The organism is Limnoglobus roseus, assembly GCF_008254045.1.
In the GTDB taxonomy this organism is placed as follows: Bacteria; Planctomycetota; Planctomycetia; order Gemmatales; family Gemmataceae; genus Limnoglobus; species Limnoglobus roseus.
Window position 1 is genome coordinate 8,594,972 of record NZ_CP042425.1, and the last position, 25,118, is coordinate 8,620,089.

Annotated in this window: 21 protein-coding genes and 1 tRNA gene; 9 read left to right on the forward strand and 13 right to left on the reverse strand. The window is 67.1% G+C overall.

Annotation, left to right across the window (positions count from 1 at the left end):
• Positions 1-27 precede the first annotated feature (27 nt).
• Positions 28-396, forward strand: coding sequence for a hypothetical protein (locus tag PX52LOC_RS36715; RefSeq protein WP_149114745.1), 369 nt, complete (start codon positions 28-30; stop codon positions 394-396).
• Between the two features lies 1 nt (position 397).
• Here PX52LOC_RS36715 and PX52LOC_RS36720 read toward each other — a convergent pair whose 3' ends face one another.
• Positions 398-1,681, reverse strand: a complete 1,284-nt coding sequence (locus tag PX52LOC_RS36720; RefSeq protein WP_149114746.1) for a hypothetical protein — start codon at positions 1,679-1,681, stop codon at positions 398-400.
• A complete protein-coding gene (locus PX52LOC_RS36725) occupies positions 1,678-2,034 on the reverse strand; it encodes a hypothetical protein (RefSeq protein ID WP_149114747.1) in 357 nt (118 codons plus the stop codon). Before PX52LOC_RS36725 ends, PX52LOC_RS36720 begins: the two co-directional genes overlap by 4 nt.
• A gap of 567 nt (positions 2,035-2,601) precedes the next feature.
• Here PX52LOC_RS36725 and PX52LOC_RS36730 point away from each other — a divergent pair.
• A complete protein-coding gene (locus PX52LOC_RS36730; protein WP_149114748.1) occupies positions 2,602-3,081 on the forward strand; it encodes a helix-turn-helix domain-containing protein in 480 nt (159 codons plus the stop codon).
• An 80-nt stretch (positions 3,082-3,161) separates the two neighbouring features.
• Positions 3,162-3,620, forward strand: coding sequence for a hypothetical protein (locus tag PX52LOC_RS36735; protein WP_149114749.1), 459 nt, complete (start codon positions 3,162-3,164; stop codon positions 3,618-3,620).
• Between the two features lie 48 nt (positions 3,621-3,668).
• On the opposite strand, the gene PX52LOC_RS36740 is transcribed toward PX52LOC_RS36735, so the two are convergent.
• The 5 genes from PX52LOC_RS36740 to PX52LOC_RS41370 all read right to left on the reverse strand — a co-directional run bounded on the left by PX52LOC_RS36740 (position 3,669) and on the right by PX52LOC_RS41370 (position 7,226).
• Positions 3,669-4,481 carry a hypothetical protein gene (locus tag PX52LOC_RS36740; RefSeq protein WP_149114750.1) on the reverse strand — a complete coding sequence of 271 codons (813 nt, stop codon included), beginning with the start codon at positions 4,479-4,481 and terminating at the stop codon, positions 3,669-3,671.
• Between the two features lie 476 nt (positions 4,482-4,957).
• Positions 4,958-5,404, reverse strand: a complete 447-nt coding sequence (locus tag PX52LOC_RS36745; protein ID WP_149114751.1) for a hypothetical protein — start codon at positions 5,402-5,404, stop codon at positions 4,958-4,960.
• Positions 5,405-5,612: 208 nt separating this feature from the next.
• Positions 5,613-6,356: a hypothetical protein gene (locus tag PX52LOC_RS36750; RefSeq protein ID WP_149114752.1), complete on the reverse strand. Its 744-nt coding sequence runs from the start codon at positions 6,354-6,356 to the stop codon at positions 5,613-5,615.
• Positions 6,334-6,693, reverse strand: coding sequence for a PadR family transcriptional regulator (locus PX52LOC_RS36755; protein WP_149114753.1), 360 nt, complete (start codon positions 6,691-6,693; stop codon positions 6,334-6,336). The genes PX52LOC_RS36750 and PX52LOC_RS36755 overlap by 23 nt, the downstream gene beginning before the upstream one ends.
• A 368-nt stretch (positions 6,694-7,061) precedes the next feature.
• The gene (locus PX52LOC_RS41370) at positions 7,062-7,226 is read right to left on the reverse strand and encodes a hypothetical protein (RefSeq protein WP_168219429.1); all 165 of its coding nucleotides are present in this window, start codon (positions 7,224-7,226) and stop codon (positions 7,062-7,064) included.
• A gap of 5 nt (positions 7,227-7,231) precedes the next feature.
• On the opposite strand from PX52LOC_RS41370, the gene PX52LOC_RS36760 reads away from it, so the two are divergent.
• Positions 7,232-7,294 (forward strand) — tRNA-Ser (locus PX52LOC_RS36760).
• Positions 7,295-7,714: 420 nt separating this feature from the next.
• Here PX52LOC_RS36760 and PX52LOC_RS36765 read toward each other — a convergent pair.
• From PX52LOC_RS36765 to PX52LOC_RS36775, 4 genes are all read right to left on the reverse strand, one after another.
• Complete coding sequence (locus tag PX52LOC_RS36765; RefSeq protein ID WP_168219430.1) at positions 7,715-11,464, reverse strand: PAS domain-containing protein; 3,750 nt, start codon at positions 11,462-11,464, stop codon at positions 7,715-7,717.
• A 649-nt stretch (positions 11,465-12,113) separates the two neighbouring features.
• The gene (locus PX52LOC_RS42155) at positions 12,114-12,338 is read right to left on the reverse strand and encodes a hypothetical protein (RefSeq protein WP_218575221.1); all 225 of its coding nucleotides are present in this window, start codon (positions 12,336-12,338) and stop codon (positions 12,114-12,116) included.
• 253 nt (positions 12,339-12,591) lie between these two features.
• Positions 12,592-13,053 (reverse strand): helix-turn-helix domain-containing protein, encoded by a 462-nt coding sequence (locus PX52LOC_RS42160; RefSeq protein WP_218575222.1) that lies wholly within the window; start codon positions 13,051-13,053, stop codon positions 12,592-12,594.
• A gap of 177 nt (positions 13,054-13,230) precedes the next feature.
• Complete coding sequence (locus PX52LOC_RS36775) at positions 13,231-13,644, reverse strand: ATP-binding protein (RefSeq protein WP_149114755.1); 414 nt, start codon at positions 13,642-13,644, stop codon at positions 13,231-13,233.
• Between the two features lie 432 nt (positions 13,645-14,076).
• On the opposite strand from PX52LOC_RS36775, the gene PX52LOC_RS36780 reads away from it, so the two are divergent.
• From PX52LOC_RS36780 to PX52LOC_RS36790, 3 genes are all read left to right on the forward strand, one after another.
• Positions 14,077-14,739, forward strand: a complete 663-nt coding sequence (locus tag PX52LOC_RS36780; protein ID WP_168219431.1) for a PAS domain-containing protein — start codon at positions 14,077-14,079, stop codon at positions 14,737-14,739.
• Between the two features lie 240 nt (positions 14,740-14,979).
• The gene (locus PX52LOC_RS36785; protein ID WP_149114757.1) at positions 14,980-18,165 is read left to right on the forward strand and encodes a PAS domain S-box protein; all 3,186 of its coding nucleotides are present in this window, start codon (positions 14,980-14,982) and stop codon (positions 18,163-18,165) included.
• Positions 18,159-19,052, forward strand: coding sequence for a response regulator (locus tag PX52LOC_RS36790; protein ID WP_149114758.1), 894 nt, complete (start codon positions 18,159-18,161; stop codon positions 19,050-19,052). Before PX52LOC_RS36785 ends, PX52LOC_RS36790 begins: the two co-directional genes overlap by 7 nt.
• Before the next feature lie 547 nt (positions 19,053-19,599).
• Here the strand turns inward: PX52LOC_RS36790 and PX52LOC_RS36795 are convergent.
• Positions 19,600-22,971 (reverse strand): WD40 repeat domain-containing serine/threonine-protein kinase, encoded by a 3,372-nt coding sequence (locus PX52LOC_RS36795; RefSeq protein WP_149114759.1) that lies wholly within the window; start codon positions 22,969-22,971, stop codon positions 19,600-19,602.
• Positions 22,972-23,244: 273 nt separating this feature from the next.
• Here PX52LOC_RS36795 and PX52LOC_RS36800 point away from each other — a divergent pair, with 273 nt between their 5' ends.
• Together PX52LOC_RS36800 and PX52LOC_RS36805 are read left to right on the forward strand one after the other, a co-directional pair.
• Positions 23,245-23,451 (forward strand): hypothetical protein, encoded by a 207-nt coding sequence (locus PX52LOC_RS36800; protein WP_149114760.1) that lies wholly within the window; start codon positions 23,245-23,247, stop codon positions 23,449-23,451.
• Positions 23,452-23,498: 47 nt separating this feature from the next.
• Entirely contained in the window at positions 23,499-23,801 is a 303-nt protein-coding gene (locus PX52LOC_RS36805) for a DUF2924 domain-containing protein (RefSeq protein WP_149114761.1), read from the forward strand.
• A 106-nt stretch (positions 23,802-23,907) separates the two neighbouring features.
• Here PX52LOC_RS36805 and PX52LOC_RS36810 read toward each other — a convergent pair whose 3' ends face one another.
• On the reverse strand, positions 23,908-24,921 hold the full coding sequence (locus tag PX52LOC_RS36810) for a WD40 repeat domain-containing protein (protein ID WP_149114762.1): 1,014 nt from the start codon (positions 24,919-24,921) through the stop codon (positions 23,908-23,910).
• Between the last annotated feature and the right edge of the window lie 197 nt (positions 24,922-25,118).

Sequence of the window (25,118 nt, forward strand, 5' to 3'; positions counted from 1 at the left end):
CACTGAGAGAACCTCCGAGGGCCTCCCATGCCGAGCTTCAACGGCGACCGCCGCGATGACTACGAACCGCGCCCCCGGACAGCCTCGCCCAACAACGGTTTGATCCTGGCCGGCCTAGTCGCCGGCTTGAGCTGCGGCGTAGTCGTGCTGCTCGGCCTCTGGATGTTCCGCCAGCCGCAGATGAGCCAGGAGCGGCTCCGAGCTCGTGAACAGGCCGAGGAACACGAAGATCGAATCCGACAATACGAGCGGGCCGGCGTCAACAATATCGGCGAGGCCGGTCGGAAGCTCGTGGAACAAACGGAGGAAGAAGAACGACAACAGGCGGCAGGCGAAAACCCGAAACCTAAGCGGGTTAATCCCCCACACAACGGCAAGGGTGCGCACCATCCATAGGTCACTTTTTGCCGCCCTTTTCGAGTTCGTCCCGACGCTTCTGGGCCTCCGCTTCCTCTTTTTCAATTTCTTCGACCAGCTTGCGGCCTGCCTCGCCGATGTTGTTGATCTTGCCCGTCTCCTGCCCTTCAACTGCGCGATTCAGCAGGAGGTACATTTTGTTCAGCGGCACGTTGATGTACGCGATGAGGTCGTTCTTCAGCCCGGCGACATAGTTATCCATCCGGCCCCAGAAAATTTCGGACTCCTTCTCGCTGTCCTTTTTTTTCTGCTGACTCTCCATCAAGAACTCGGCTGAAGCCGCAAGGCGGTCGCCTTTCTCGCGGGACCGGATGCCCTCTGAGGCGTCTTGGATCGCCGACACGCGGGCCATGAGGCCCGAGAACTGCGCGAAGCTCCGATTCATCTCCGTGAGCTTCCGACTGCTCTCCTCCGTCTCCTCTTTGAACTTCCCGAGCTTCTCGGCCGCGCTCATCAACAAATCTGTCGCGTTCCCCGCGAAGCCACCGGGCGATCTGACGGGAGCGCCCCCCGGTTTGCCGCCTTCCGCTGGCCCGCCGCTCATCGCCTTCGACAGGGCTGCACCCACGACGGCCCCGATCAGCGTCCCCAGGCCCGGCACGACCGAGCCGACCGCGGCCCCGGCTTCCGCGCCGGCCGCGGTCCCGGCCGCTCGCCCGACGAACTGCCCCACCACCTCTCCCGCCGCCTTGCCGCCGTAGCGGGTGGCCTGCGTCGTCGCCCACTCGCCGGCCTTCCGCCCGACGCCCGTCTTCGTGAGGAAACTGCGGATCGTTCCCCCAGCGGCCTTCCCAACCCGGGAATTGTTCGCCCACCGGGTTGCTTTCCCCATGGCCCATCGCCCGACCCGCGTTTTCCGGAAGGCGTCCGCCGCCCGAGCCATCCGCCCTGGCTTCGACACCGCAGACGTTTGCGGCCCCGCCTGCGAGCCTTTCACCTCACCCGTCTGGGCGGTTTGAATGCGCGACAGTGCTTCCGAAATGATCCTCGCGCTCGCCGCCCCGATCAGTTCCCCGACGCGGCCCCATCGCTCGACCGTTTCACCCTTAATCCCCTGCGTGTCATTCTCCGAGGACTCCCCATTCCGCCCCGTGTTGATCCTCTCGACGGTCGCCGTCAGTCGATCAAGTGCGGCGGCGAGTTTCGGGTCGGTCAACTCGTCCCGTGACTGCGACTTCTCGGCCGCTGGCGCGGCCGGCGTGGCGGGTGGCTGGGAGACGCCGAACGCCTCGTCGAGGTCGGGGTTGTGGCGGGGGTCGTTCACGCTTTGCCTCTCATCAATCGGGCGTGTTCTTGGTCGATGAACCGCGAGTAAGAAATGGCCAGCCCAACGGCCTGCGCGACCGTCACACCGAGGCCCGTCTCAGGGTTAACCGGGGGTAGCCGGAAAACGCACCGAATCAACCGGGCGAGGTGCCTCATGGCCTCATCTCGAAGCGCGACCGCTTCCTCGCGGTCGCTTTCTGTCAAGCCGTGGCCATCTCTGGCGGCAAGTATCGCGTGCGTCCTCACGATCTCTCGCACCAAGCACCGCCACTTCATCCCGCCGTGCATCCTGAACCGCATGTCGATTTCGGTCGGATCAGCGTGAAACTGACGATCGTTCACGACGTACACGAACAAGTTTTCCGTCTGACGGATGCCGAGTAGGCGGCGCAGCGCTCGCCGGATGATTCGCTTCATGCCCCTGAGATGTCCCCGGCGTTTTGGGCCGGCCGCGTGGGGCGGCGTGCGGGCGTTCTGCGCACGAAATCGCGGGGTTTTTGACGGGGGTTGCCCGCTGCCATCAAATGCCATCGTCATGGCGAACGGTCGGTCTCGGTGGCACCGCAGACGTTTGCGGTGTCATCAGCCTCCACCCCTCCCCCTTGAGGGGGAGGGAGATTGATCCGTTCCGAGTCGGCGAGCTGCCAGCAGGGGTAATGGGGAGTTTTGTCGCGTGGTGGGGCGACCTGGCTCCCGGGAGGTCACGGGCGCCACCCGCAGGAAGTGACCGAGTTTTGAGTCGCACCCGTCGGGGCGGGGCCGTGTGGGTCTGGCGTGGGGCGGCGTGGGGGACATCATCTCGACATCAAGGGCCGAAGTGGCTTTTGATCGCGACGGCCTGTGAAGCCGTCGCCACGCCGAGTTCGAAACCCGTGGGTGGACCGCAAACGTGTGCGGTCCACCCCTTCGGAGACGCCCATGAGCACCGTTCCCCCGCCCGCCGACCCCGACGACGGTGGGCGGCGGCGCCCCGGCCGGCCGACGAAACTCACCGACGAACTGTGGCAATTGTTCGTGGAATTGCTCCTGGAGGGCTGTTTCCGCTCGACGGCGTGCCGAAATCTCGGCGTGGGGAAAACGACGTTTACCCGCTGGATGCAAGCCGGGAAGCGGTACCCGCGGGGCCGGTACGGGCAATTTCGGGCCGCGGTCGAGGGGGCCGAGGCCCGGGCGGAGGCGAACGCCCTTCGCCTCATCCTGGCGGCCGGGAAGAAAGACCCCAAGTACCTCGTCTGGTGGCTGGAGCGGAAGTACCCCGGCCGGTACGGTCAGTGCCGCGGGGAGTTGAGCGACCTGAAGCGAAAACTCTGCGAACTGGAGAAGGAAGTGGGCAAGGCCGTCCGCGACTTGGGATTGCCGAACGACGCGATCGGCGAGAGTGACGGCGGGGCGGGGTAAGGTCCGATCGCGTCGGGCGGACCCCGCGACGTGGACAACTCCGGAATGAAACTCCTACCACCTGCGAAGAGGAATTGCTGATGAACGACACGATCCCGCCCAACGATGACGACGGCGATCCCGGCCGGCACGGCCGGCCGACGAAGCTGACCGACGCCCTGTTCCGGGCGTTCGTCGACCTGCTCCTCCGCGGGTCGTTCCGGTCGACGGCGTGCGGAGAACTCGGCGTCGCCCCGGCCACGTTCCGCCGGTGGCTGCGGAACGGCAAGGCGTACCCGGAGGGCATCTACGCGGACTTCCGCCGGGCCGTGGCCGCGGCCGAGTCGCGGGCCGAGCACCAGATGGTCGCGCGAATCGTGGCCGCGGCGGCCGAAGACTGGCAGGCGGCCGCGTGGCTACTGGAGCGGAAGTACCCGCACCGGTACGGCGAGTTGGGGGAACTGAAGCGGGAGGTCCGCGAGCTGGAGAAGAAGATGCGCGACCTCGGGCTCGACCCGCCGAAGAGCGACGAGGCCGAGGATGACGAGCCGACCGGGTGACGGCGGTGTGCGTGTGGAGGTAGATGACCCCGGTCCGCGGCGACGCGATTACGGCTGTCGGCGGATCGACCCGTCGTCCCCGTCGATGAACGGCCGCCGACGGATATCCGGCTGCACGCCCAACGCCGGCGTCCACCGGGCTGGCGGGCACCACCCGCTCAGGTCGAGGTGCTGGCGGAGGTACGGGATCCGAGACGTGCCGTAGAACAACTCCCGCGGGTACATCGACGTCGGCCGGCTCGTCGCCGGGTCGAACAGGCCCGCCGCGACGCACGCCTCTGTGACCAGTTCCGCACAGAAGTACTTCCGCCGCATCGACGGGTCGGGGTTCGCCGGGTCGAAGTTGACGGCGAACGGGCGGCCGAACAGCGGCGTCCGGACCGGCCCCTTCATCCGGAAGATCGTCCCCTCCTTGAACATCCGCAGGCCGGCGAAGTGGCGGCCGCCCGCCGCCTCGGCGAACGCCGTCAGCCGGGCCGACTGGTCGGCCGTCAACGGCACCGCCCGCTCCCGCATCCACACCCGCTTCGTGTCGGCGTAGTGCGTCATCCGGGGGATGAGGTCGAGGGCGCGAATGTACAGGGTGCTGTCGGGGCCGGCCTCCAGCAGGGCGAGGCTGCCGTCCGGCCGGGCGAACACGATGCCGGAGTGGTGCGGGGCGCCGCTGTGGCCGAGGAGGTGCCCGAACCGGGCGATGAACCAGTCCTCGGTGGCCAGGTAGAGGTCGCCGGGCTGGGGGGCGTATTCGCGGGCGGGGAGCCGGAGTTGGTAGTCGATCGCGGCCGCGGGGGCGTAGACGTAACCCGTCGAGGAGGGCGGGGCGGCCGGGGCGAGGGCCAACAGGAGCGCGCACGTGAGCATGTAAGGTCCCGTCCTGGGTTGCGGCAGTGTTGGGCGGGGAAGGATACCCGACGTTCCGCCGCTTCCGGCCTTCCGAATTGCGACTCGGCCCGGGGAACTGAATTCGGCGGGCGGGTTCTCGCGTTTGGCGAGAATCGGTCAGGTGTGCGCGACGCTTTCGGTTCTACCACATGAAGCGTGCGGCCACACCGTGGAGTCCCTCTGAAATCCCATCGGCAGTTCAGTGGTACACGGAACAATCTTGGCCGCCGGTGTTAGGCGGCGCTAATACTGGTACATTTTGTTCGGGGGTGCCCCCCTCGTGGGGCGTTCAAAACCCCGCCGTGAGAAAGTTCGGCGACCGGCTTGTCGCGTCACGTTTGGCTCGCTTCCGAGCGCACGCACGGAGACGGAGTGAGCCGTCCGGTATGTCAGAAAAACCCAGGTTGGCGGCGAAAATTTCGCGGTCAAAGGTGCCCTCCGCCGCCGGTGTGAAATTATCGAGGTGCGCCACCGCGGATGCCGGCGACGAGGTCGAGGTGCTGCAGGAACGCGGAAACGCCCCCGCAAGCCTCGACGGCCTCGGCCACCTGACGCGCTTCCGCCACGCCGCCGCACACACCGACGACGGTGTTGACCAGCGCGACGTTCGACAGGACGGAGGCGAGGTCTGAGGAACGGGTCGGTGTAACGTCCGAGCTCGGCGTGGGGGCGGTCAAGGTCGTCGCCTTCGGCTCAACGGTCCCGCGTGCGGTCGACGGGGCCGGCTTCGTGCCGAGGCCCTTGGTGACGATGCCCCGCTGGTTGTGGACGGACTTTCGGATGGCGTCAGCCGACGCCGTGAGGCCCATCGCCTTGGCCTTCCGGATGACCTCGTCGGCCGTCAGGGTGATGTCGGACGTGAGGATGTCTCGGACGGTCGCGCTAACAGAAACTCGTGACATGGAACGGACTCTTTGGGTAGTACTCGGCCCTCCCCACTGAGAGGGTCCGAGAGGTCATTGAACAGCAGGCCTGATCGCGGGCAATGCGAAGATGCGCAATTTGAACGGGTTGTGAGGTGGTTCGCCCGCTAAAATTCGACCCCAAAGCGAGGAGGTTCGGGACGGAACGCCACCGCAGACGCCTGCACTTCTATCTCCAAAACCCCCGTCAGCACGGGACGGCGAGCACGGCTTGGCGACGCCGGGCCGCCCGGACCATCAGCGCCCCGACGCCCAACGGCACGGCCACCTGGGCGACCTGGGCCCACCCGACCAAGCTCAGGAACGGCAGCGCCCACCCGTCGTGCAACGGGACCGGCAGCCAGGCCACGCCGAGCGTCCAGGTCGATTGGCCCGGGTCGTCCCGGAACTGGATCGCCGAGACGAGCGACCCGGCGACCGTCAGCACCTGGGCGCCCGCGGCCGCGAACCACCACCGGCTCACCCGGCCGCGGACGTACAGCCGGGTGAAAAGCACCGCCAAGAGCACGAACGGTACGAACCGGACGCCCCACGCCAGGCCGTACGCGAGGGCGACCATCGCCGGCCGGGGCAGCAGGTCCGTGTCACCGACGGTCAGCCACGCGCCCACGTTCGCGGCAACGCCGAACGCCAGCACGGTGGCCGCGAACGCCAGCACCGTCGCCGGCAGCGGCAGCAAGCCGAACGCCAGGAGCGGGTGCCGGGACGACCACCGGGCCCGCCGGTAGTCCTCGGCCGCCCGGGCCGCCAGTACGGTCGGCTCCCCTACCCTCGCGATCAACACGTCGTCGGTCATGGTCAACCCCTCCCCGTCCGTGAGATCGTCGGCGTGGTCCCGCAACTCGGCCATCAGCCGCCGGCGGGACCTGGCGGGCACGCCCCGCCGGGCCAACTCGTCGTCCACCCGCTCAGCCCAACTCCGGTTCGGCATGGCCGCCTCCGTTCAACGCGGCGGCGACGGCCGCCGCGACCTGTTCCCACCGGCTCGTGGCCGCGGCGAGCCGCTTCCGCCCGAGCGGCCGGATCCGATACACGACCCGCGTCCGGCCGCCGACGGCCTCGCGGGTGCCGGCGACGAGCCCCTCGGCCTCCAACCGGTGGAGGACCGGGTAGACGCTTCCCTCGCCGAACGCGAGGACGCCCCCGGTCGTGAGGCGGATGCCCTGGACGAGGTCGTACCCGTGCATCGGCTGCCGGGCCAACAGGCGGAGGAGCAGGAGCTCCGGCACGCCGTTGAGGAAGTCGGTGTCCTTGCGAGCAGTTGTCATGGGGACCGTGATACCACGAGCTGCGAGGTATGACAAGCCGAATACATCGAGCCACGAGGCATTGCGGCGGAGACCCGGCGAACTCATCGTGTCAGGCTGAGGAGGTCAGAGTCGGTCGCCCCTCCGATCGCAGGCGGCCTCGACACGAAAAGGTGACGTGGCGTCGGGACAGGATGCCACGTCGAACGGGGAGGGAGAAGAGAAGAAGAAGTCTTCTCTTCTCCCTCCCCGTCACCTCACCCCATGCGTCGGTTCGGAAAAACATCTTGGCATCTTGGCACGTGCCTAGTTTTCAAGGGTTTATGTCGTGCGGTATCTTGGCACGTTGGGTACATGCCAAGTTGCTTGGGTGTATCGTGGCGTGAGGGTCAGGCGGCTTTCGCGACGGTCTGTTGATGGGCGTCGATCATGGCGAGGATCGCCTTCCGAATGTAGTCCGGCAGGTCAGGCCATGCCGTGGTGACTTTCGACAGGTCGGGACATGTGGGAGGACATGTGGCCTCGACGGGCGTGCGTTTTCCCTTGAATTTCAAGGTATTCCGCTCGGCACCCCGGCCGGCTGTTAACCGGCGGGTCGTAGGTTCGAATCCTACCGGAGGAGTTCGTCAGGCCGGTCGCGGAACTTTGGACCGGCGGGTTAACGGAAACGGCCGAGAGCGGGTGCTCTCGGCCGTTCGCATTTCCCGGCTTGTTTCCAAGCCTTTCGCGCGTTTATCAAGTCTCGACCAGAGTCTCCAGTTCGCAAATCGCAATCGAGGGTGCGAGGCGAAACGCTTGGGTTCGTCTCGCACCCCGAGACGAACGGAGAAAAACTCTCACACTATCGGGTTAACTGTACCCTGGAGTTAACTGAAAACGCCGGCCATGCCAGAAGATGACGCGAGGTGTCCAAGCATCAACCGAGAGACTGGGAGCGAAGTGGTATCAGGTCCTGACCGGCCTCATTGGCGGACGGCATGGGTAGTCCGGGCGGGACTCAATCCCTCAGGCACGTGGTCAACAGGTGCAGCCGTTATCGACACTATTTGCAACTTCCGTCAAGGATCTGCCGTACCCGAGCAGCCAAGGCGGCCGGGGTGAACGGCTTCTGAAGGAAGTGCACGCCTTCCACCGCCACCCCGTGCCGGAGCACCGCGTCGTCCGTGTACCCGCTCATGTACAGCACCCTGATGCTGGGGTACCGGACAATTACCTGTTCGGCCGCCGCCCGCCCCCCGGCTCCGGGCATGACCACGTCGGTCAACAGTAGGTCGACCGGCCCCGGATGCGTCGCGGCTGTTGCAACCGCCGCCGCTCCGTCGGCCGCCTCCAGGACCAAGTACCCACACCCTTCCAATACCGTCCGAACGAAGGCGCGAACGCGGTCCTCGTCCTCAACCACGAGCACCGTCTCCCGCCCTTGGGCGGGAGGCCGGAGACCCGGCTTGATGGCCTCGTCCGGAGCCACCGCCGCCTCTGCCGCCCCCGGCAGGTACACCTCGAACGTGCTCCCGGCCCCGACGGCCGATCGCACCCGCACGTGCCCGCCGGCTTGTTTGACAATCCCGAAGACCGTCGCCAGACCTAGCCCCGTCCCCTTGCCGACCCCCTTGGTGGTAAAAAACGGTTCGAAGATGCGGGCCTGGACCTCCGGCGGCATCCCACACCCGGTGTCCGTCACAGTCAGAACGGCGTGCGGCCCCGGCCGGGCGTCCGGATGATCCGCGGTCTCGCCGGCCGCCACCACAGCGTTGCGGGTCGTGACCGCCAACCGGCCTCCGGTCGGCATGGCGTCCCGGGCGTTGACGCACAGGTTGACCAAAACCTGTTCCACCTGTCCCGCGTCGGCCAGGACCGGCCACAACCCGCGGGCGAACGCGGTCGTGAGCCGCACGTCCTCCCCGATGAGGCGGCGAATGAGGCCGGCGAGGTCGCCCACCACCGTGTTCAAATCGAGGACCCGGGGTGCCGGTACCTGTTGTCGGCTGAACGCCAGCAGTTGTCGGGTGAGGGCGGCCGACCGCTCCCCGGCCTTTTGCACCTCGTCGAGGGGCAGCCGAGACGGGTCGTCCGAGGGAAGCTCTTCGAGCAGCAGGGCAGTGTACCCGTTGATGACCGTGAGCAGGTTGTTGAAGTCGTGCGCCACGCCGCCCGCGAGTTGGCCGAACGCCTCCATCTTCTGGGCCTGGCGGAACTGTGCCTCCAGGTTGTACCGCGCGGTCACGTCCTGGAGCGACCCGCGGACCCGCACCACACGGCTGCCTTCGACCACCGGCCGGCACGTCGCCCGCACCCGCTTCTTCTCGCCCGTGACGGCGGTGAAATCGAGTTCCAGGTCGTAGGGCGTGCCGTGCTCGATGGCGGCCTGGACCGCCACTTCCATCCGCCGCCGGTCCTCGCCGGCGAATCGATCCAGCCCCGCGGAGACGGTGGGCGGGGCGGTCGGGTCCACACCGTGGATGCGCGCCGTCTCGGGGGTCCAGTCCCCCTCCCGGGTGACCGGGTCGAAACTCCACCCGCCGACGTGGGCCAACTCGGCCGCCTCCCGGAGGAGGGCCTCTTGGTGTCGGAGTTGGAACTCGACCTTTTTCCGCGCGGTCAGGTCGTGGAACACGACGACCACGGCGTCCGACCCACCGTCGGTGATCGGCACGGCAGAGGTGAGTACGGGTACCGTGGTCCCGTCGAGCCGCAGCAACTCCTCTTCCGCCTCGGATACGGGCCGGCCGGTGGCCCGCACGGTCGCCAGGCGGCCGCGAACTTGATCGACGAAAGCCGGGGGAACGAAAGCGAGCGGCGGGCGGCCGACGACTTGGGCCAGGTCGGTGGCCCCGAGCAACCGCAGGCAGGACGGATTGCAGAACGATATCCGATCGCCGGCGTTGATGAGCACGGCGTCCGGCATGGCATCGACCAGGGTCCGGAACCGGGCCTCGCTCGCCCGGATGGCGACGGCTGCCCGGGCTTGCTCGACCGCCGCCCACGTCCGCTCGGCCGTGTCCACGACCCGTTCGACCTCGGCCGGCGTCCACGCCCGGGGGCACAGGTCGGTGACGCACAGCAAGGCGACGATCTGCCCGCCCCGGATCAGCGGCACGGCGACGAACGCCCCGACCCGGATGGCGACGAGGGCCGGGCGGTCCGCGTCGGGGATGAGCGGGTCGGTGGCGACGTCGGCCACGGCCGCCGGCCGCCCGGCCCGGAATGCCGGCCCGACCCAGCCGAAGGCGGCCATCGGGTACTCGCCGGCCAGGCTGGGCACCCCCGGGCGGACGAAGTCCCGGGCGATCCGAATCCGTCCGGCCGACTCCTCGACCTCGCAATAGTACGCCCGGTCGACGCCCAACCCTTCGCCCAGGGTGCGGCAGGTGACGTCTTGAACGGCGACCGGGTCGGCCACCGACCCGAGGGCGTCGCTGAGTTGGAGGAGGTACGCCTGCCGGGCCTCGCTGGCCTTGATCACGTCCTCCGCCCGCTTTCGATCGGTAATGTCCTCGTAAGTACCGAGAACCCCGAACACCCGCCCGTCCGGGCCGCGGAGCGGCTGCTTGCTGGTCCGCACCCACGACCGCCGGCCGCCGGCGCCCACTAACTCCTCTTCGTAGTCCAACTTGGCCTCGCCGGAGTCGAGCACCCGTCGGTCGTCCGCCCGGTAGGCGTCGGCCACCTTCGCCCAGGGGGACTGGTAGTCGTCCTTGCCCACCACGTCGGCCGGGGAGCGGTGCCCCATGTCCTGGGCGAACGGCCGGTTGCACCCCAGGTAGGTCAGGTCGTTCGCCTTCCAGAACACCCGTTGGGGGATGCCGTCGAGGACCGCCCGCAACGTCTCCCGAGAGGCGAAGAGGTCGCCCTCGGCCCGCTTTCGGGCGGTGATGTCCTGGTCGATCCCCTCGACGCGGACGACACGGCCGTGGGCGTCGCGCGTCGTCCGCGCGTGCGTCTGGACCCAGATCGTCTGGCCGTCGGCGCGAACGATCCGGAGTTCGTCGCGCACCACTTCGGCCCCGGCCATCAAGTCCTGGATCCGCCGGCCGGCCGCTCCGCGGTCTTCGGGGTGGACCAGGGCCGTGTACGCCTCGGCCGTGGGCGAGAACGCATCGCGCGGGACGGCGAACAATTCATACAGAGCGTCGGACCACCAGACGCGGCCCGTCATCGGTTCCCAAAACCAGCTCCCGAGCCGGGCAAGTCGTTGGGCTTCGAGCAACCGCACTTGGGTGTCCTTCAACGCCCGCTCGGCCATCACCTGGTCGCTGATGTCCCGGGAAATGCCGATCACCCCGATCGCCTTCCCGTCCGCGTCACGGTAGGGGGCTTTCGTGGCCAGGTACGTTCGGGTCACCCCGGCGGCCGTCAGTTCTTCTTCCGAAGTTTCCAACACGCCGCCGGCCATTACCCGCCGGTCCCGGGCCATGACCCGCCGCGCACTGTCGGGATCGAACAGCGACGTGTCGTCCCGACCGAGTACGTCCTCGACCGCCTTCCCGACGAACCTCGCGGCGGCCGCGTTGAACAAGAGGTACCGGCCCTCGTGATCCTTGACGAACATCGCGTCGGACGTACTGCTCGCCACCGCCCCAAGGAGGTCGTTCGTGCGGGCCACGTCCCGACTCGACCGACGGACGAGCCAGTACACGAGGCCGGCCGAGAGGAGAACGAATGCGGTTCCCTTCGCGGCCGAAACCCAGAACCCTGCTCTCGGTTCGAACCCGACCCATAAGACCACCCGGTCGGACAGCCACACCCAAAGGAGGCCGAAGGCCAAGTAGACGGTCGCCACGCGCGCGGGCAACGAGAGGGACCCGAGCAACCCTCCGCCATTTTGAGCGGACGGTGAGTGCGAGGATTCGTTTGGCATGGCGACGGGCTCACGTCGAGGTTCCGTGTCGTGCCCGAAGGTGTCGGGCATTAAGAGGGGACCGAGAGGTGACAAGACTCCTTGGGGAAATTTACGAGCCGGCGGCAAATTCATTCAAAAACACGGCTCACTCGGTTTGGTGAACCATTTGAACCCCTTGCCGAGAAGGTACTTCGTCCCGAGTTAACGCTTCTCGAATCTAGAACACCGATCAAAAGAGGGGAATTGAGAGAGTCGAATTGTGGCCTGCTACGCGGCATTCGGGGATGATCGACATTTCGCGTGATGGACGGAACCACGCAACTCCTCGATGCTATGGCAGGTTGAGAATACGGCATTGGCCAGCACAGTTTCGTCGCGGGATGAAGATTGATGCCGGCGTATGGCTTGGTTCACGCGGATGGAGTCACTGTCCTAGTGCAACTTCAGGCGGATAGTTGTGCGAGGGGTTCCAGGTGTTCGCAGCCGTAATAGTCGCAGACGCGGGTCCGGACCTCGTTGGCGGCCAGCAGGCGATCGGGGTCGATGATCGCTCTCTTGCCGTGAGCCCACTTGGGCTCAATCGGATTGAGCCCAAGTGGGCTCACGGCAAGAAGCACGCCACGATCCGAACGCCGTCTTCGGCACGGGCCTTCGTGTTGTGGGCCTCGATCCACGCCCGCACCCGCTTGCTCACGTGCCAGGCCGCGTTGTCCCACACCAACAGCAATGCCTTCTTCCCCTCCGCCTTCAACCGCTCGCACACCCACGACAGGTAGTCCTCGGTCACTTGAGAGACCGGCCGACCCGCCACGAACCGCAACATCATGCGACCCGTGTCCGCACGCAACAGCCCGTAGCACGACAACGCCTTGGGATCCGGATACGTCCTCGGAACGGTCTGTTCGAGCAGGCGCAGGGGCGATCCTTCGCGGCCCAGGCCCGCATCGCTGGGATGGCCAGCCGACTCCACCAGGTCTCGTCTTGGTAGCCCAACACCCACTCCGGGTGCGACGCAGCCAACCGGATCAGTCGGTCCCGCGCTTTTTTTTACGCGCGTAGGCCGGGTCGGGGCTGGTGATTCACTGTTTGGCCCGCTTCCACCCGTGCCCCAACCGCTTGACGGCTTGGCGAACGGCCTCGTGGGACCGCCGGCGTGGGGTCCACTCCTGCTCGCAGGCGACCTCGGCCAACAGGCCCAACGTCCACGTGCTCCTGTTCTTGCCGAAACGGCGTGGGGACTGGTGGAGGATGCCCTTGAGCGGGTCGGCCTTGGCCTCATCCAGGATCGGTTGGGCGTCCTTGGGCCCACGCTTCCTCTCGCCCAGGCAGCCGGTGCCCTGCGTCTCGAAGGCGTGGATGGTGTTGCGGACGGTCTGCGAGGCGCAGCCGATCCGGTGAGCGATCTGGGCCGGGGTTTGTTGATCGGCGCGGGCCAGGAGGATCTGGGCACGCCGAAGGGTGAAGCCGTTTCGGCTGCGAAGTCCTGCCTGGAGATCCCCACGCTCGGATGCGCTCAACTCACGAACGAAGAGTGCTTTCATGAGCCATTATTCGCAACCAACAGGCTCCTCACAATAAACCGAATGAGACTCCACTAGCCCACAATTAAGAGGTTTTTCAACTTGGCTTTAGCTCGACTTGTGTACTTCCTCCCACGGGTCAGCGGGAAGAATAGCGGTGTGATGGGATCGGACGGTCGGGATGCGTCCTGCATCGCATCACACTACTGCCCTGACTCCGATTAGGCCACGACCCGTTTTCTTACCAGACTTGTAGGTGCTCTCAATGTCGGCGTACTCAAAGACGTGAAGCCAGGTGAATCGGCCGACTCCCAATCCGCCCGGCTTGTTCGTCGTGTCTGCGGTCTTGAAGTGCTTCAGGTTTTTGTCGTTGAAGCCGACGCCGTTGTCCTCGCTTTCGTATCCGTCGAGTTTCACCCGCTGGGCTTTCGCATCTATTGCGAACAACTTGGGATTTCGCTTTAGAATCCTGACTGTAATGTTACCAGCCTTGCCTAGTTGTTCGGTGGAGTCGAAAGAGTTTGCCACAGCCTCGAAAAGGGCGTTGATAGACTTTGTCTTGGCGGGGCGAACCTTGCGAAGTCTGCCGTCAAAGCTCACACCAAACGACATGGGCACACCATCGGGGACTCGTGAGGCTACCATCATTGCGTGCTCTCACTCGCGGGTAAAATCAGGGAGTACACAAGTCAACCGCTTGGGTGCTGGTTTAGCCGGCCGCGCCCAAGCCATCTGATTTTACTGGTCCGCCACTTCGCCCGCAACGAACAAAGCGCAAATCCGTTCACCACCACTGAGCGATGCTTCCGGTCCAGGGTTCGCCTTCCTCTTTGACCCTCCCCGTCCGGCCGCGTAGCATCGTTCCCCTAGCCATTGTACCGCCGGCCGCGGTGTGAGAAGATGGTGAGAAGCAGAACGAATTCCGACGCCCCTCCGACGTTACTCGCCGCCGTGCGGTGGCTCTCCCTCCCCCATCTGGAATCGGCGCCCATCATCACAACGTCGCCCCATTTCGCCCCTTCGTCCTCTGACGAACTCTCTCAGTTGCTCGTCGAAGTAGCGGCGGACCACGCCGTCTTCGCACTCGACCCCGCCGGGCGGGTCGCGAGTTGGAGCCCCTGTGCCGAGCTGAACAAAGGGTACGCCGCCCCCGAAATCATCGGCCGCCACTTTTCGAGCCTTTACCCGCCGGAGGCGCGGGACGACGGCGTGCCCGCCCGCCTGTTGGAGACGGCCCGCTCGACCGGCCGGGCCGAGGACGAGGGTTGGCGGCAGAGGAAAGACGGCTCCCGGTTCTGGGCGGAGGTCGTGATTAGCCCGCTTCGGGACTGCAACGGCGAACTGATCGGTTACGGCAAAGTCACCTGCGACCGAACCGAGCGGCGGGCCGCCGACGCCTACCTCCGGGCCGGCGAGCAGCGGTTCCGCATGCTGGCCGAGCACACGCGGGACGTGATCTTCCGGTTCGAGTATACGCCCGCCCCACGGTACTCGTATGTGAGCCCGGCCATTCGCGATCTCGTCGGGTACGCCCTCGAAGAGTTCTACCTCGACCCGGCGGCCGGCCTTCGGGCAATCCACCCCGACGACCAGCCCGCGGTGGCGGCGCGGATGGCTGGCGGGGTAGCTTCGGACCTGTGGGTCGAAGCGTTGCGGAATAAATGGGCAACCCGCCGAATATATGTGCAGGTTTCGCCCCCGGCCTGAAAACCGAGGATTGAATGTGCAAAGTCCGAACGTTGATTCTTGGATAGCTTCCATTTTTCGTGCATAGTCAAATCTCAATCCCACCCGTGCGACTTTTCAAACGATTTCTGAAGAATCGTCCGCACCCTATGCTCAATTCCCAACGATCATGACTCGGGCCGTCAGCGCGGTTTCGATGACACTTGAAGTGCCGGCCACTCGGGCGTCTTCTGGACCCGGACCTTGTGTTCACAAACGGTCATGCTCACCCCCGCCCGGTATCACTTCGGCCTGATCGCACACTGCCTCGGCGTCGCCGGGACGTACTTCGCGGCCGCCCGGTTCGGCGTGGCGTTCGTCGTTCAACCGGAGTCCATCTCAGTCTTCTGGCCACCGGCCGGTCTGCTCCTCGCCTATCTACTCCTCACGGACCGCTGCTACTGGCCCTTCGCCTTGGCGGCAGCGTTCGGGGCCACCGTTGTGGCGAATTTCGGCATCGGCAAAGGCGTCGGGCCGAGCATCGGGTTCGGAATCGTCAACGCGCTGGAACCGGCCGTTGGAGCCTGGGCCATTAGCCGCTTGCGACGCAGAGCGTTCGGACTGGAATCCACCCAAGACCTGTTACTCCTCTTCGGCGTTCCCGCGGTCGTGTGTGCCGTAATGGCCTTGGCGGGTGCCGCCGTGGCCGCAATCGCGACGGACGTACCGTTCTGGGCGGTCTGGAAAGTCTGGTGGCTGGCCGACACGCTCGGGGTGGTTCTCTTCGCGCCGCTCGTCGTGTGCTGGGCCAACCGACCGTCCATTTCATCGGCGCGGCACACACTCCGTGAGCTCGTCGAGGCGGTCGCGACGCTCGCCGCACTCGCCACGGTCTCGTGGGGGATCTTCGCCACACCGACCGGGGAAAAGCCTCTTCTGCTCACGCTGCCCTACCCGGTGTTCCCGCTACTGTTGTGGGTCGCGCTCCGCCTCGGCGCCCGCGGCACCGCGGTCGCGGTGGTGGTCGTTTCTCTGATTGCGGTCTGGGGGTCCTCGCGGGCGCTCGGGCCGGTTTCTGCGCCCCACCTGGAGGCGGCGGATCGAGTCCTCTTGATCCAGGGATTCTGTGGGGTCGTGAGCCTCTCGACGTTCTTGCTCGTCGTAGCCATCACCGAGCGACAGTCGGCGATCCGGGAATTGCGGACTCAGAAGCAGATTCTCGAATCGGTCCTCGACAGCATGGGCGAGGCGGTCCTAGTCACGGACGCGGCCGGCGCGGTCGTCTTGTTGAACCGCACGTTCCGCAACATTCACGCCCGGCCGGCCCCGGTCGATCACTCGGCCTGGCCCCGCGCGTTCGGGGTGTACCTGCCCGACGGGAAGACGCTGTGTCCGAGCGACCAGTTGCCTATCTTCCGGGCCGCGCGGGGGGAGGCGTGCGACAACGTCGAGTTGATGATCGTGGACGAGGCCCACCCAGACGGGCTGCCGGTGAGCGTCACCGGCCGCCCGATCCTCGGTCCGAACGGGGGCGCGGGGGCCGTGATCGCCATCCGCGACGTCTCGGCGGTCCGTCACACCGAGAACAAGTTGCGCGACAGTGAGCAGAGGTATCGGAACCTCGTCAACGGAGTCCGCGACTACGCCATCTTCATGCTCGATACGACGGGACGCATTGCAAGTTGGAACGACGGCGCGGAGCGGATCAAGGGGTACGTCGAAGACGAGATTCTTGGCCAGCACTTCTCGTGCTTTTACCCTCAAGAAGACGTGGCGGCGGGAAAGACGGACCGCGAACTGCGTATCGCCTCGGAGACGGGGCGATACGAGGAAGAGGGGTGGCGCGTCCGTAAGGACGGCGCCCGGTTCTGGGCGAACGTCGTCATCTCGGCAGTCTACGACTCGGCCGGCCGGCTCCAAGGGTTCGCAAAGGCGACCCGGGACCTGAGTGCGAAACGGGCGGCGGACGACGCCCTGCGGCAGTCCGAGTTGCGATTCCGCGCGATCTTCGACCAGACCCTTCAGTTCATCGGCCTGATGGCGGCCGACGGCACCCTCCTGGAAGCCAACCGGACCGCCCTCGCGGCGACAGGAATTCTTGAGGAACAGGTCCTCGGTCAGAAGTTCTGGGACACGCCGTGGTGGATGCATGACGCGGCACAGCAAGAGAGACTCCGGAACGCGGTGCGGAGGGCGGCGGCGGGCGAAACGGTCCGGTTCGAGGCTCACCACCCGGCGGCGGACGGCACTACGATCTGGGTGGACTTCTCCCTGAAGCCCTACGTCGCGGACGGGAACGTCCTGTTCCTCATCCCCGAGGGGCGGGACATCACCCAACGGAGGCGAACCGAACAGCAGTTGGCCGCATTGACCCACCGATTGCGGCTGCTCCTCGAATCGTCCGGGGACGGGATATACGGCATCGACCTCGATGGCCGGTGCACGTTCATCAACCCCGCCGCGGCCGAGATGCTCGGCTGGGATGCGGACGAGTTGCTCGGGCGAAACATGCACGACACGATCCACCACCGGCGGGCGGACAAGTCCGAGTACCCGCTCGCCGAGTGCCCCATCTTCTGCTCGTTCAAGCACGGGCAGGGGTGTGCCGTGGCCGACGAGTCGTTCTGGCGCCGCGACCACAGCGCCTTCCCGGTCGAGTACTCGTCTTACCCCCTGAGGGACGAGGGCGTCGTCGTCGGGGCAGTGGTCATGTTCCGAGACATCAGTGAACGGCAGCGAACCGAGCGGGCGCTGCGCCGATCGGTCCGGGAGAAGGAGGTCCTGCTCCGGGAGATCCACCACCGGGTGAAGAACAACCTAGCGGTCATCGCCAGCTTGTTCCGCATCCAGGCGCGGGCCGTCGATGACAAGAAGATCAAGCAAGTTCTGTTCGAGGCGCAGACCCGCGTACTGTCGATGTCACTGGTCCACGAGAACCTGTACAACTCGGCCGACTTGGGCGCCGTTGCATTCGATCAGTACGCGAAGACGCTCGCCACGCAGATCGTTCAGACCTATCAGTTCCCCACGACTCCGGTGGAACTCGCCTGCGACGTCCACGACGTCCGCCTGACGGTCGAGCAGTCGATCCCGTGCGGGCTGATCCTAAACGAGGTCCTCTCGAACTGCCTGAAACACGCGTTTCGGGACCGCAACCGCGGGCGGGTCGCGCTGTCGATCAGCGCCGCGGCCGGCGTGTGCGTCATCCGCGTGAGCGACGACGGCGTCGGGGCGCCGGGTGACATGGACTCGCGGCTGGGCAAGTCGCTCGGCGTCCGGCTCGTTCGGATCCTGGCGCGGCAGTTGGCCGGGACGGTCGAATACCTCTCACCCGAAGTGGGCACCGAGGTGCGATTGACGTTCCCGATCGCGGCGTCGGCAGACCACGATCAGAGCGGGGTCTCGAAAATCACAGGCGAAATCCACGGTAACAATCGGCCCTCCTTTATCCCGGGTGTGTCATGCTGAAAGCGACGATTCTGATTGTTGAGGACGAAGCCCTGATCGCCGAAGACCTCCGCGAACAGTTGGAGCAGCTCGGGCACACGGTCGTCGGCGTCGTGGACACGGCCGACGAGGCGATCGCCGCCACCAGGCAGAAGTCCCCCGGGTTGGTATTGATGGACATCCGGTTACGGGGCGGAGCCGACGGGGTCGATGCGGCGACGATGATCAGCGAATGGTCGGACGTGCCAATCATCTACATGACTGCCCACTCGGACGCGGACACGGTCGCCCGGGCCATGCTCGTACAGCCCTACGGGTACGTGGTGAAGCCGGTCCGAGATTCGGACCTGGTAACCGCGATCCAGACGGCCCTGCTCCGGCACGCCGCGGAAGCGCGACTGCGGGCGTTTGAGACAGAGGCCCGGAGAATCGTGGAGAACACCGCCGACCTAGTTCTGCAGATCCTGCCGGACGGACGGATGATGTCCAGCAACCCGGCCGGCCGAACGGCACTGGGATATTCGCCCAGTCAACTCTGTCGCCTGAACTTCCGTCAACTCGTCGCGGACAGTCACGGGGAAGCCGTGCCGCAACTCCTATCGCGAGCCGCCGAGGTCGACGGCGACACGCAACTCCAGCTCACGCTCGCTGCCCGAGACGGTCGCCGCATCCCGGTCAAGGGAGTTGTGGGCCGGCGGCAACTGGGTGGCCGGGTGGACCGCCTGTGGGTCGTCCTCCACCCGATCATCGACGCCAATCCCGCCTCAACCCAAGGAAGTAATCAGGCTTCGGTGGGCGGTGAAGTCCAACCCGCATTCCTGCCGACGGAGGACGCCATTGGGCCGCCGGTTACCGCCGCGTGCTGTCTGCAGCCTGCTGGTCGGGGATGGAACTCGGCTGCTCGCTGACCGGTTTCCTCCTCGACCACCTCGTCCCGGACGGGCCGATCAAGCTCGTCGGGGAGGACGCGGTGGACGGCTACTCCCGCGCGAAAATGTACGGAAAGCGCCCGGCGAATCGACGCGTTGCGTAGCAGGTTACGATGGTGGCTTTCTCAACCCGAGGCGGCTCCCTGTGCCGGAAATCCCGATCCCGTCCCCGCCGATCCATCGCCGTCCCGTCGCCACCGACCTGCCGGTCGAGCGGGTGGAGATCGCCCTGTCCGAGGCCGCGAAGGCATGCCTGTGCTGCGGCGAGATGCGGGTCCGGGTCAGTCCCGGCGGTACGATGTCCGCCCGGCGTCCGGCTTCGTCCGTGAAGTCGTGCGGATCAGCTACGCCTGCCACCACTGGGAGAGCGTTGGCGACGACCCGCTGTCTGCGTCGAAGTGTGGGGCGGCCGTGATACGGGCTTGGGCATTCCAACGCCGGCGGCACCCCGCCGAACTCGAAATGCTACGCTCTCCCACGGCCCAGCGACCGGCCGTCGCCGAGCGGGCCCCCGTGTGGCGAGTTGCTACTTGGTCGGCTTCACGTCCGTCGCCTTCGGCAGGAACTCGCGGCTGACGGGCCGGCTGTCCCACACGGTGACGCCGAGGGGGCCCACGCCGAACAGCCGCGTGCCGTCGGGGCTGAACGCCGCGTCCGAGTCCCTCACGTCCGCGTCCGACAGCGCGAGCGCTTCCGCGCCCGACTCCGCGTCCCACACCCGCACCGCCCCGTCCCAACTGGTCGTGACCAGTCGGCGGCCGTCCCGGTTGAATCGTGCCGATCGAATCCGCCGGGCGTGGCGGGGCAGTGCCACGACTTCGCGGCCGGTCCGGACGTCCCAGATTTCCAACTCCTCCTCCCGGATGAGTGCCACGCGGTTACCGTCCGGGTGAAAGCAAAAGCGGCCGGGGTGAGTGAACCCGCCGGATCGGTCGGCGCTCCTCGGCCGGCAATCGAACGCCGGCCCCTCGCGTCCCGTGTCGGCAGCCCACAGGGTGAGGGCGTTGGCCGCCAGGGTCAGCACCGTCGCCCCGTCGGGGGAGAACGCCGCGTCCCGCATGAATTCGGCTTCGGTCACGGGGGCCCCACCGTTCGCCCGGCCGAACGGCTTCGTTCGCGTCAGCTTCAACAACTCCTTCCCGGTCGCGGCGTCCCAAACGCGGGCCGTCTTGTCGTCGCTCGTGGTCACGACCCGGCGGCCGTCCGGCGAGAACGCGACGGTGTTCACCCGCTCGGTGTGTCCGGCGAGCGCGACCAGTTCCTTCCCGGTCGCCGCGTCGTACACGCGGGCTGCGCCGTCCCCCCGGTACACCTTCTGGACGCCGCCCACCGTCAACGTCACTTCGCCGGACATGCTGTTCGTCGCGACGCGAGTGCCGTCCGGGCTGAAGGCCGCCTTATCACCGTCCGTCTTGTCGAAGTTGGGGTCCGGGTCGGTGTGGGCCTTCGAGACGATCCGCCGGCCGGTGTTCGCGTCGTAGACCGTGAAGCCGTTCGCCGGCGTCACGAACCGCTCGCCGTCGGCCCGGAACGCAATCGCGTCGGACCCGACGGGCAGCTTGTGGGCGAAGTCGCGGCTGCCCCGGTTGGCGTCCCAGACTCTGACGCCGTCGTCGCCGGCCGTGACCACGTGCGCCCCGTCCGTGGTGATCTCGGCGGACTGGATCGGCCCGGCGTGCCCCGCGTAAGACACCAGCAGTTTCCCCGACTCGGTGTCCCAGAGGATGGCCGTACCGTCGTCGCTCGCCGTGACGATCCGGCGGCCGTCCCGGTTGAACGTGACCGACGTGATCACGTCCCGGTGGCCGACCAGCGTCGCGACCGCCCGACCGGACTCGACGTCCCAAACGTGGGCGACGCCGTCCGGGGTCCGCGAAACCATCCGCCGGCTGGCGTCGTGCAAGACGAGCGGCCGGCCGTCGGTGACGGTGAACCGGATTTTGTTGAGCGGAACCGCCCGGGGCCCCGTTGGGATCGTCCGCAGGGCGGCGCCCGTCCGGGCATCCCACACCGTCACCAACCCGTCGTGCCGGAGCGCCGCGATCCGGCCGCCGCCGGGGGAAAACGTCACGAAGTCGAACGCCGACTCGGCGCCCGCGAGCCGAACGAGCGGGTCGCCGGTCGCGGCGTCCAGCACGCGGAGCGCCCGCGCGTCGGCGTCCTTCACGACGATCCGCTGACATTCCGCATCGACGGCGGCGAAGACGACTCGCTCCGACTGCCGGCCGGCCGAGCCGAGCTTCTGACCGGCGGCGTCCCAAACGAAGATCGCGTTCTCGTGCCGGGTGGCGACCCGCGACCCGTCGGAACTGAGTTGAAGGATTTCTTCGCACCGATTGGGCATCAGGAAGGCGTGCCGCTCCGTTCCGGTCCGGGCGTCCCACACCGAAATGTCCTGGCGAGTGCCCCGGAACGCGAACAACTCGCCCGTGGCGTTGAACGTCGCCGAGACGATCCCGATCGCGGAAACGATGCCGCGTTCCCGGGCCTTCGCGTCCAGCGACGGCTGGACGGCGAAGCAGGTCGTGCCCGCGGCCGTGTCGAACACCTCGGCCTCGGCGATCCGGCCGACGGCCAGGAAGCGAGAGCCGTCGGGCGAGAGCCGGACGAGATGCCTATTGGGGATCGTGTACAGGTCCGAGTGGCAGAGGCGGTGAACGTAGTCCCACTCCCACCCGCGGAGTTCCTTCCGCGTCCCGGCGAGGAGTTGATTCGCGCGGGCGAAGTTGTGATGGAGGGCGTCCTGGTGGGCCGAGTAGACGGCCCGCGCGTACTCGACGCGCTGCACGAGGTCGCGGGCCTGGTTCGCGTCCTGTTCGGCCTGCTCGGCGCGGCCCTGGGCGTCCACGGCAGCGGCCCGCTCGGACGCGGCCTGCGTCCAGAGGCTCGTCGCGACGACGGCGAACGTGCCGAGGGCCAGCGCCAGCGTGCCGAACGCCCACGCCGCCGCGAGCGTCGGCTTCCGCCGGACCCACAGCACGGCCCGCTCCGCCGGCGTCGCCCGGCGGGCGGCGATCGGCTTCCCGTCCGCCCACGCGGCCAGGTCGGCGGCCAGTTCCTTCGCGGTCGGGTACCGGCGGTCCGGCTCCTTCTCCAGGCACCTCAGGCACACCGTCTCCAGGTCGTGGGGGACGGCCTTCGAGACCGTCCGCAGCGTCGGCGGGTCGGCCTCCTGAATCGAGACGAGCAGTTCCACGTCCGTCTCGGCCGCGAACGGTCGGCGGCCGGTCAGCGATTCGTACAGCATGACCCCCAGTGACCACACGTCGGCCGGGGGGCCGACGAACTTCATCGCCCGCGCCTGCTCCGGGGCCATGTACGCCGGCGTCCCGGCCGCGTCCTGCGTTTGCGTGAGGTCCGACGTGGTCCGCTTCGCCAGACCGAAGTCGGTCACCTTCGGTGACCCGTCGGCGTCCAGCAGGACGTTACCCGGCTTCAGGTCGCGGTGGACGACGCCCAACCCGTGAGCGGCACCGACACCGCTGGCCACCCTCGCGACCAGGCCGGCGGCTTCCTTCGGCGAGAAGGGGGGGCCGGCCTTGAGGCGGTCGCTCAGCGGGCCGCCTGTCAGGTACTCCATGGCGATGTACGGCCCGTCCGGACTCTCACCGAAGTCGTACACCTCGACGACGTGCGGGTGCTTGACCGCCGCGATGACCTGCCCCTCGGCCAGGAACCGGGCCTTGTTCAGGGGGTCGTCGCCGAGCATGAGCTTGAGGGCGACGAGGCGGTCGAGCTTGACCTGCCGGGCCTCGTACACGACGCCCATGCCGCCGCGGCCGATCTCGCGAAGGACATCGTAGCCGGGGATGATGGGAAGGCCGTGGAGGGTCGCGGCGGTCACGGTCGGGCGGCCGACTTGGACCTGGGTCGAGTCGGGGGGCGGTTCGTCGGGCACGGGCGGCCTCCGGGCGGTGGGGGAGATGATAGCCGCCGGGCGGGCGGGGCAGTAGTGCCGCCGGCCGAACGTAGTCCCTTGTTGCCACCCGCCGCCGCGGGCCGGACTCGTCAGTTTGGCGCAGCCCCGCTCCCGAATCACAATTCTTGTTGATTTTGATGAACCACTTCGTCCGCGTTTTGCGAATTTGATAGGCAGGGGCCGTCTTGCGCCCCGTCAGCTCGCCGGCCGCGCCGCGGAGGTCGCTGGAACCACTCCATCCCGGAAGTTCCCGTGCGACCCGACCTCGACCCGGCCCACCTCACCCCCGACGATTGCTTTCGCGAACTCGCCACCATCCTGGCCCGCGGCCTGTGCCGCTTGCGGGACAAGGCCGCCCTCACGCCACACCAGACTTCTGCCCCGCAGATAGTCCCGGAATCGAGCGATTCTGCCGTTGCGGTCCCGCCCGACTCGTGGCTCACTGTCCACACCGGTTAACGGACCGGAGACGAGCCCCCATTCCACACGACCCAGGAGACTCCCCGATGGACCCCAGTCCCACGATCGCGCAACAACTGGCCGCACTCCCGCGGTTGACGGTGAATGACTTGCAGCGGCGGTACGCCGAGGCGTTCGGCGACGAGACGGCCGCCCGGAACAAGGCGTGGCGGGTGAAACGCATCGCCTGGAAGGTCCAGGCCAACGCCCACGGCGGGCTGCTGGCCTTATTGATAGATCCGATCGGGTACGACGGGGTGGCCGGCAAGGTGGCCATCAAGTTCCGGGGGGCGGGGATTCAGTCCCTAACCCGCGAGTTGCCCGACAAGCGAGAGGAGAGGCGGGCATGACGACGGAGCTGACGATCGAGCGGCACGGCCGCGGGTACCACACCGGCGGTCGTGCCGCTCGAACCTGCCCAGCCGCGACCGGATGGTTTGCCTGCGGTGTGGGGGGCTACTTCCCGGGCTTTGCGTCAACCTTCTGCGGAGGTCGACTGTCGGTCGGTGTGCGGAGGTCCCAGGTCCGCACCCACCCATCTCCGTAGCCCGTCACCAGCCGCGTGGCGTCCGGGCCGAAGGACGCGGCCGTCACCGGCTTGTCGGCACCCTTGACGGTGAACAACTCGTCCCCGGTCTTGGCGTCCCACACCTTGGCCGTGCCATCGCCACTGGTGGTGACCAGCCGCAACCCGTCCGGGCTGTACGCGATCGACAGCAGCCACTTGTTGTGCCCCTCAAGGGTCAGCAACCGCTTTCCGGTCGCGGCGTCCCACACTTTCGCCTTGCCGTCCTGACCGGCGGACGCGATCCGCTTGCCGTCGGGGCTGAACGCGACACCGTGGACGATGCCCGAGTGCCCTTGCAAGGGAAGAAGTTCTTTGCCGCTCTTGGCGTCGTACACCCCCGCCGTCCAATCCCAACTGCCGACGACGATCCGCGAGCCGTCCGGGCTGAACACCGCCGATTCCAGGTACTTCTCCCGGCCTTTGATCTTGAGCAATTCCGCCCCGGTCTTGGCGTCCCACACCCGAGCCGTGCTGTCAGCACTGGTGGTGACGGCTCTCGTGCCGTCCGGGCTGAACGCCACCGACCACACATTCCGCAGCACCTCGTGCCCCTTGAAGGTGAGGAGTTCGGCCCCGGTCTTGGCGTCCCACACCTTGGCCGCGCCGTTGCCGTCGGTGGAAGCGACCCGCGTACCGTCTGGGCTGAACGCCACGGCTCTGGCGTAGTACGTGTGGCCCTTCAAGGTGAGCAATTCCTTCCCCGTCTTGGCGTCCCACACTTTCGCCGTGCCGTCGAGACTGCTGGTGGCGAACCGCGACCCGTCCGGGCTGGATTGCACCCCGTTCACCTCGTTCGTGTGGCCTTGGAAGGCGAGAGCCTCGTCAGCCCGGGCCGGCACGGTCGCCGTGAGGAACAGTACGACGGCCCAAAACGGTGGGCGGCAATTCAGACTCGCGGGCATGGAACGATCCCCTGGGTGGTACGATCTTACTTGTCTGTCCGGACCGGCGGAAAGGGTGACGCGAATTCGTGCCGACGCCGCAGCGGCGACCGGTCCCGGCCCTGTTCCCGCCGCCGTACAAGCGGCTGGTGGCGCGCGGGTCCCTGGACGGGCCGGGCGTGCCGACCGGCTAAATAGCTCCCGCCAAATGCGGAAGT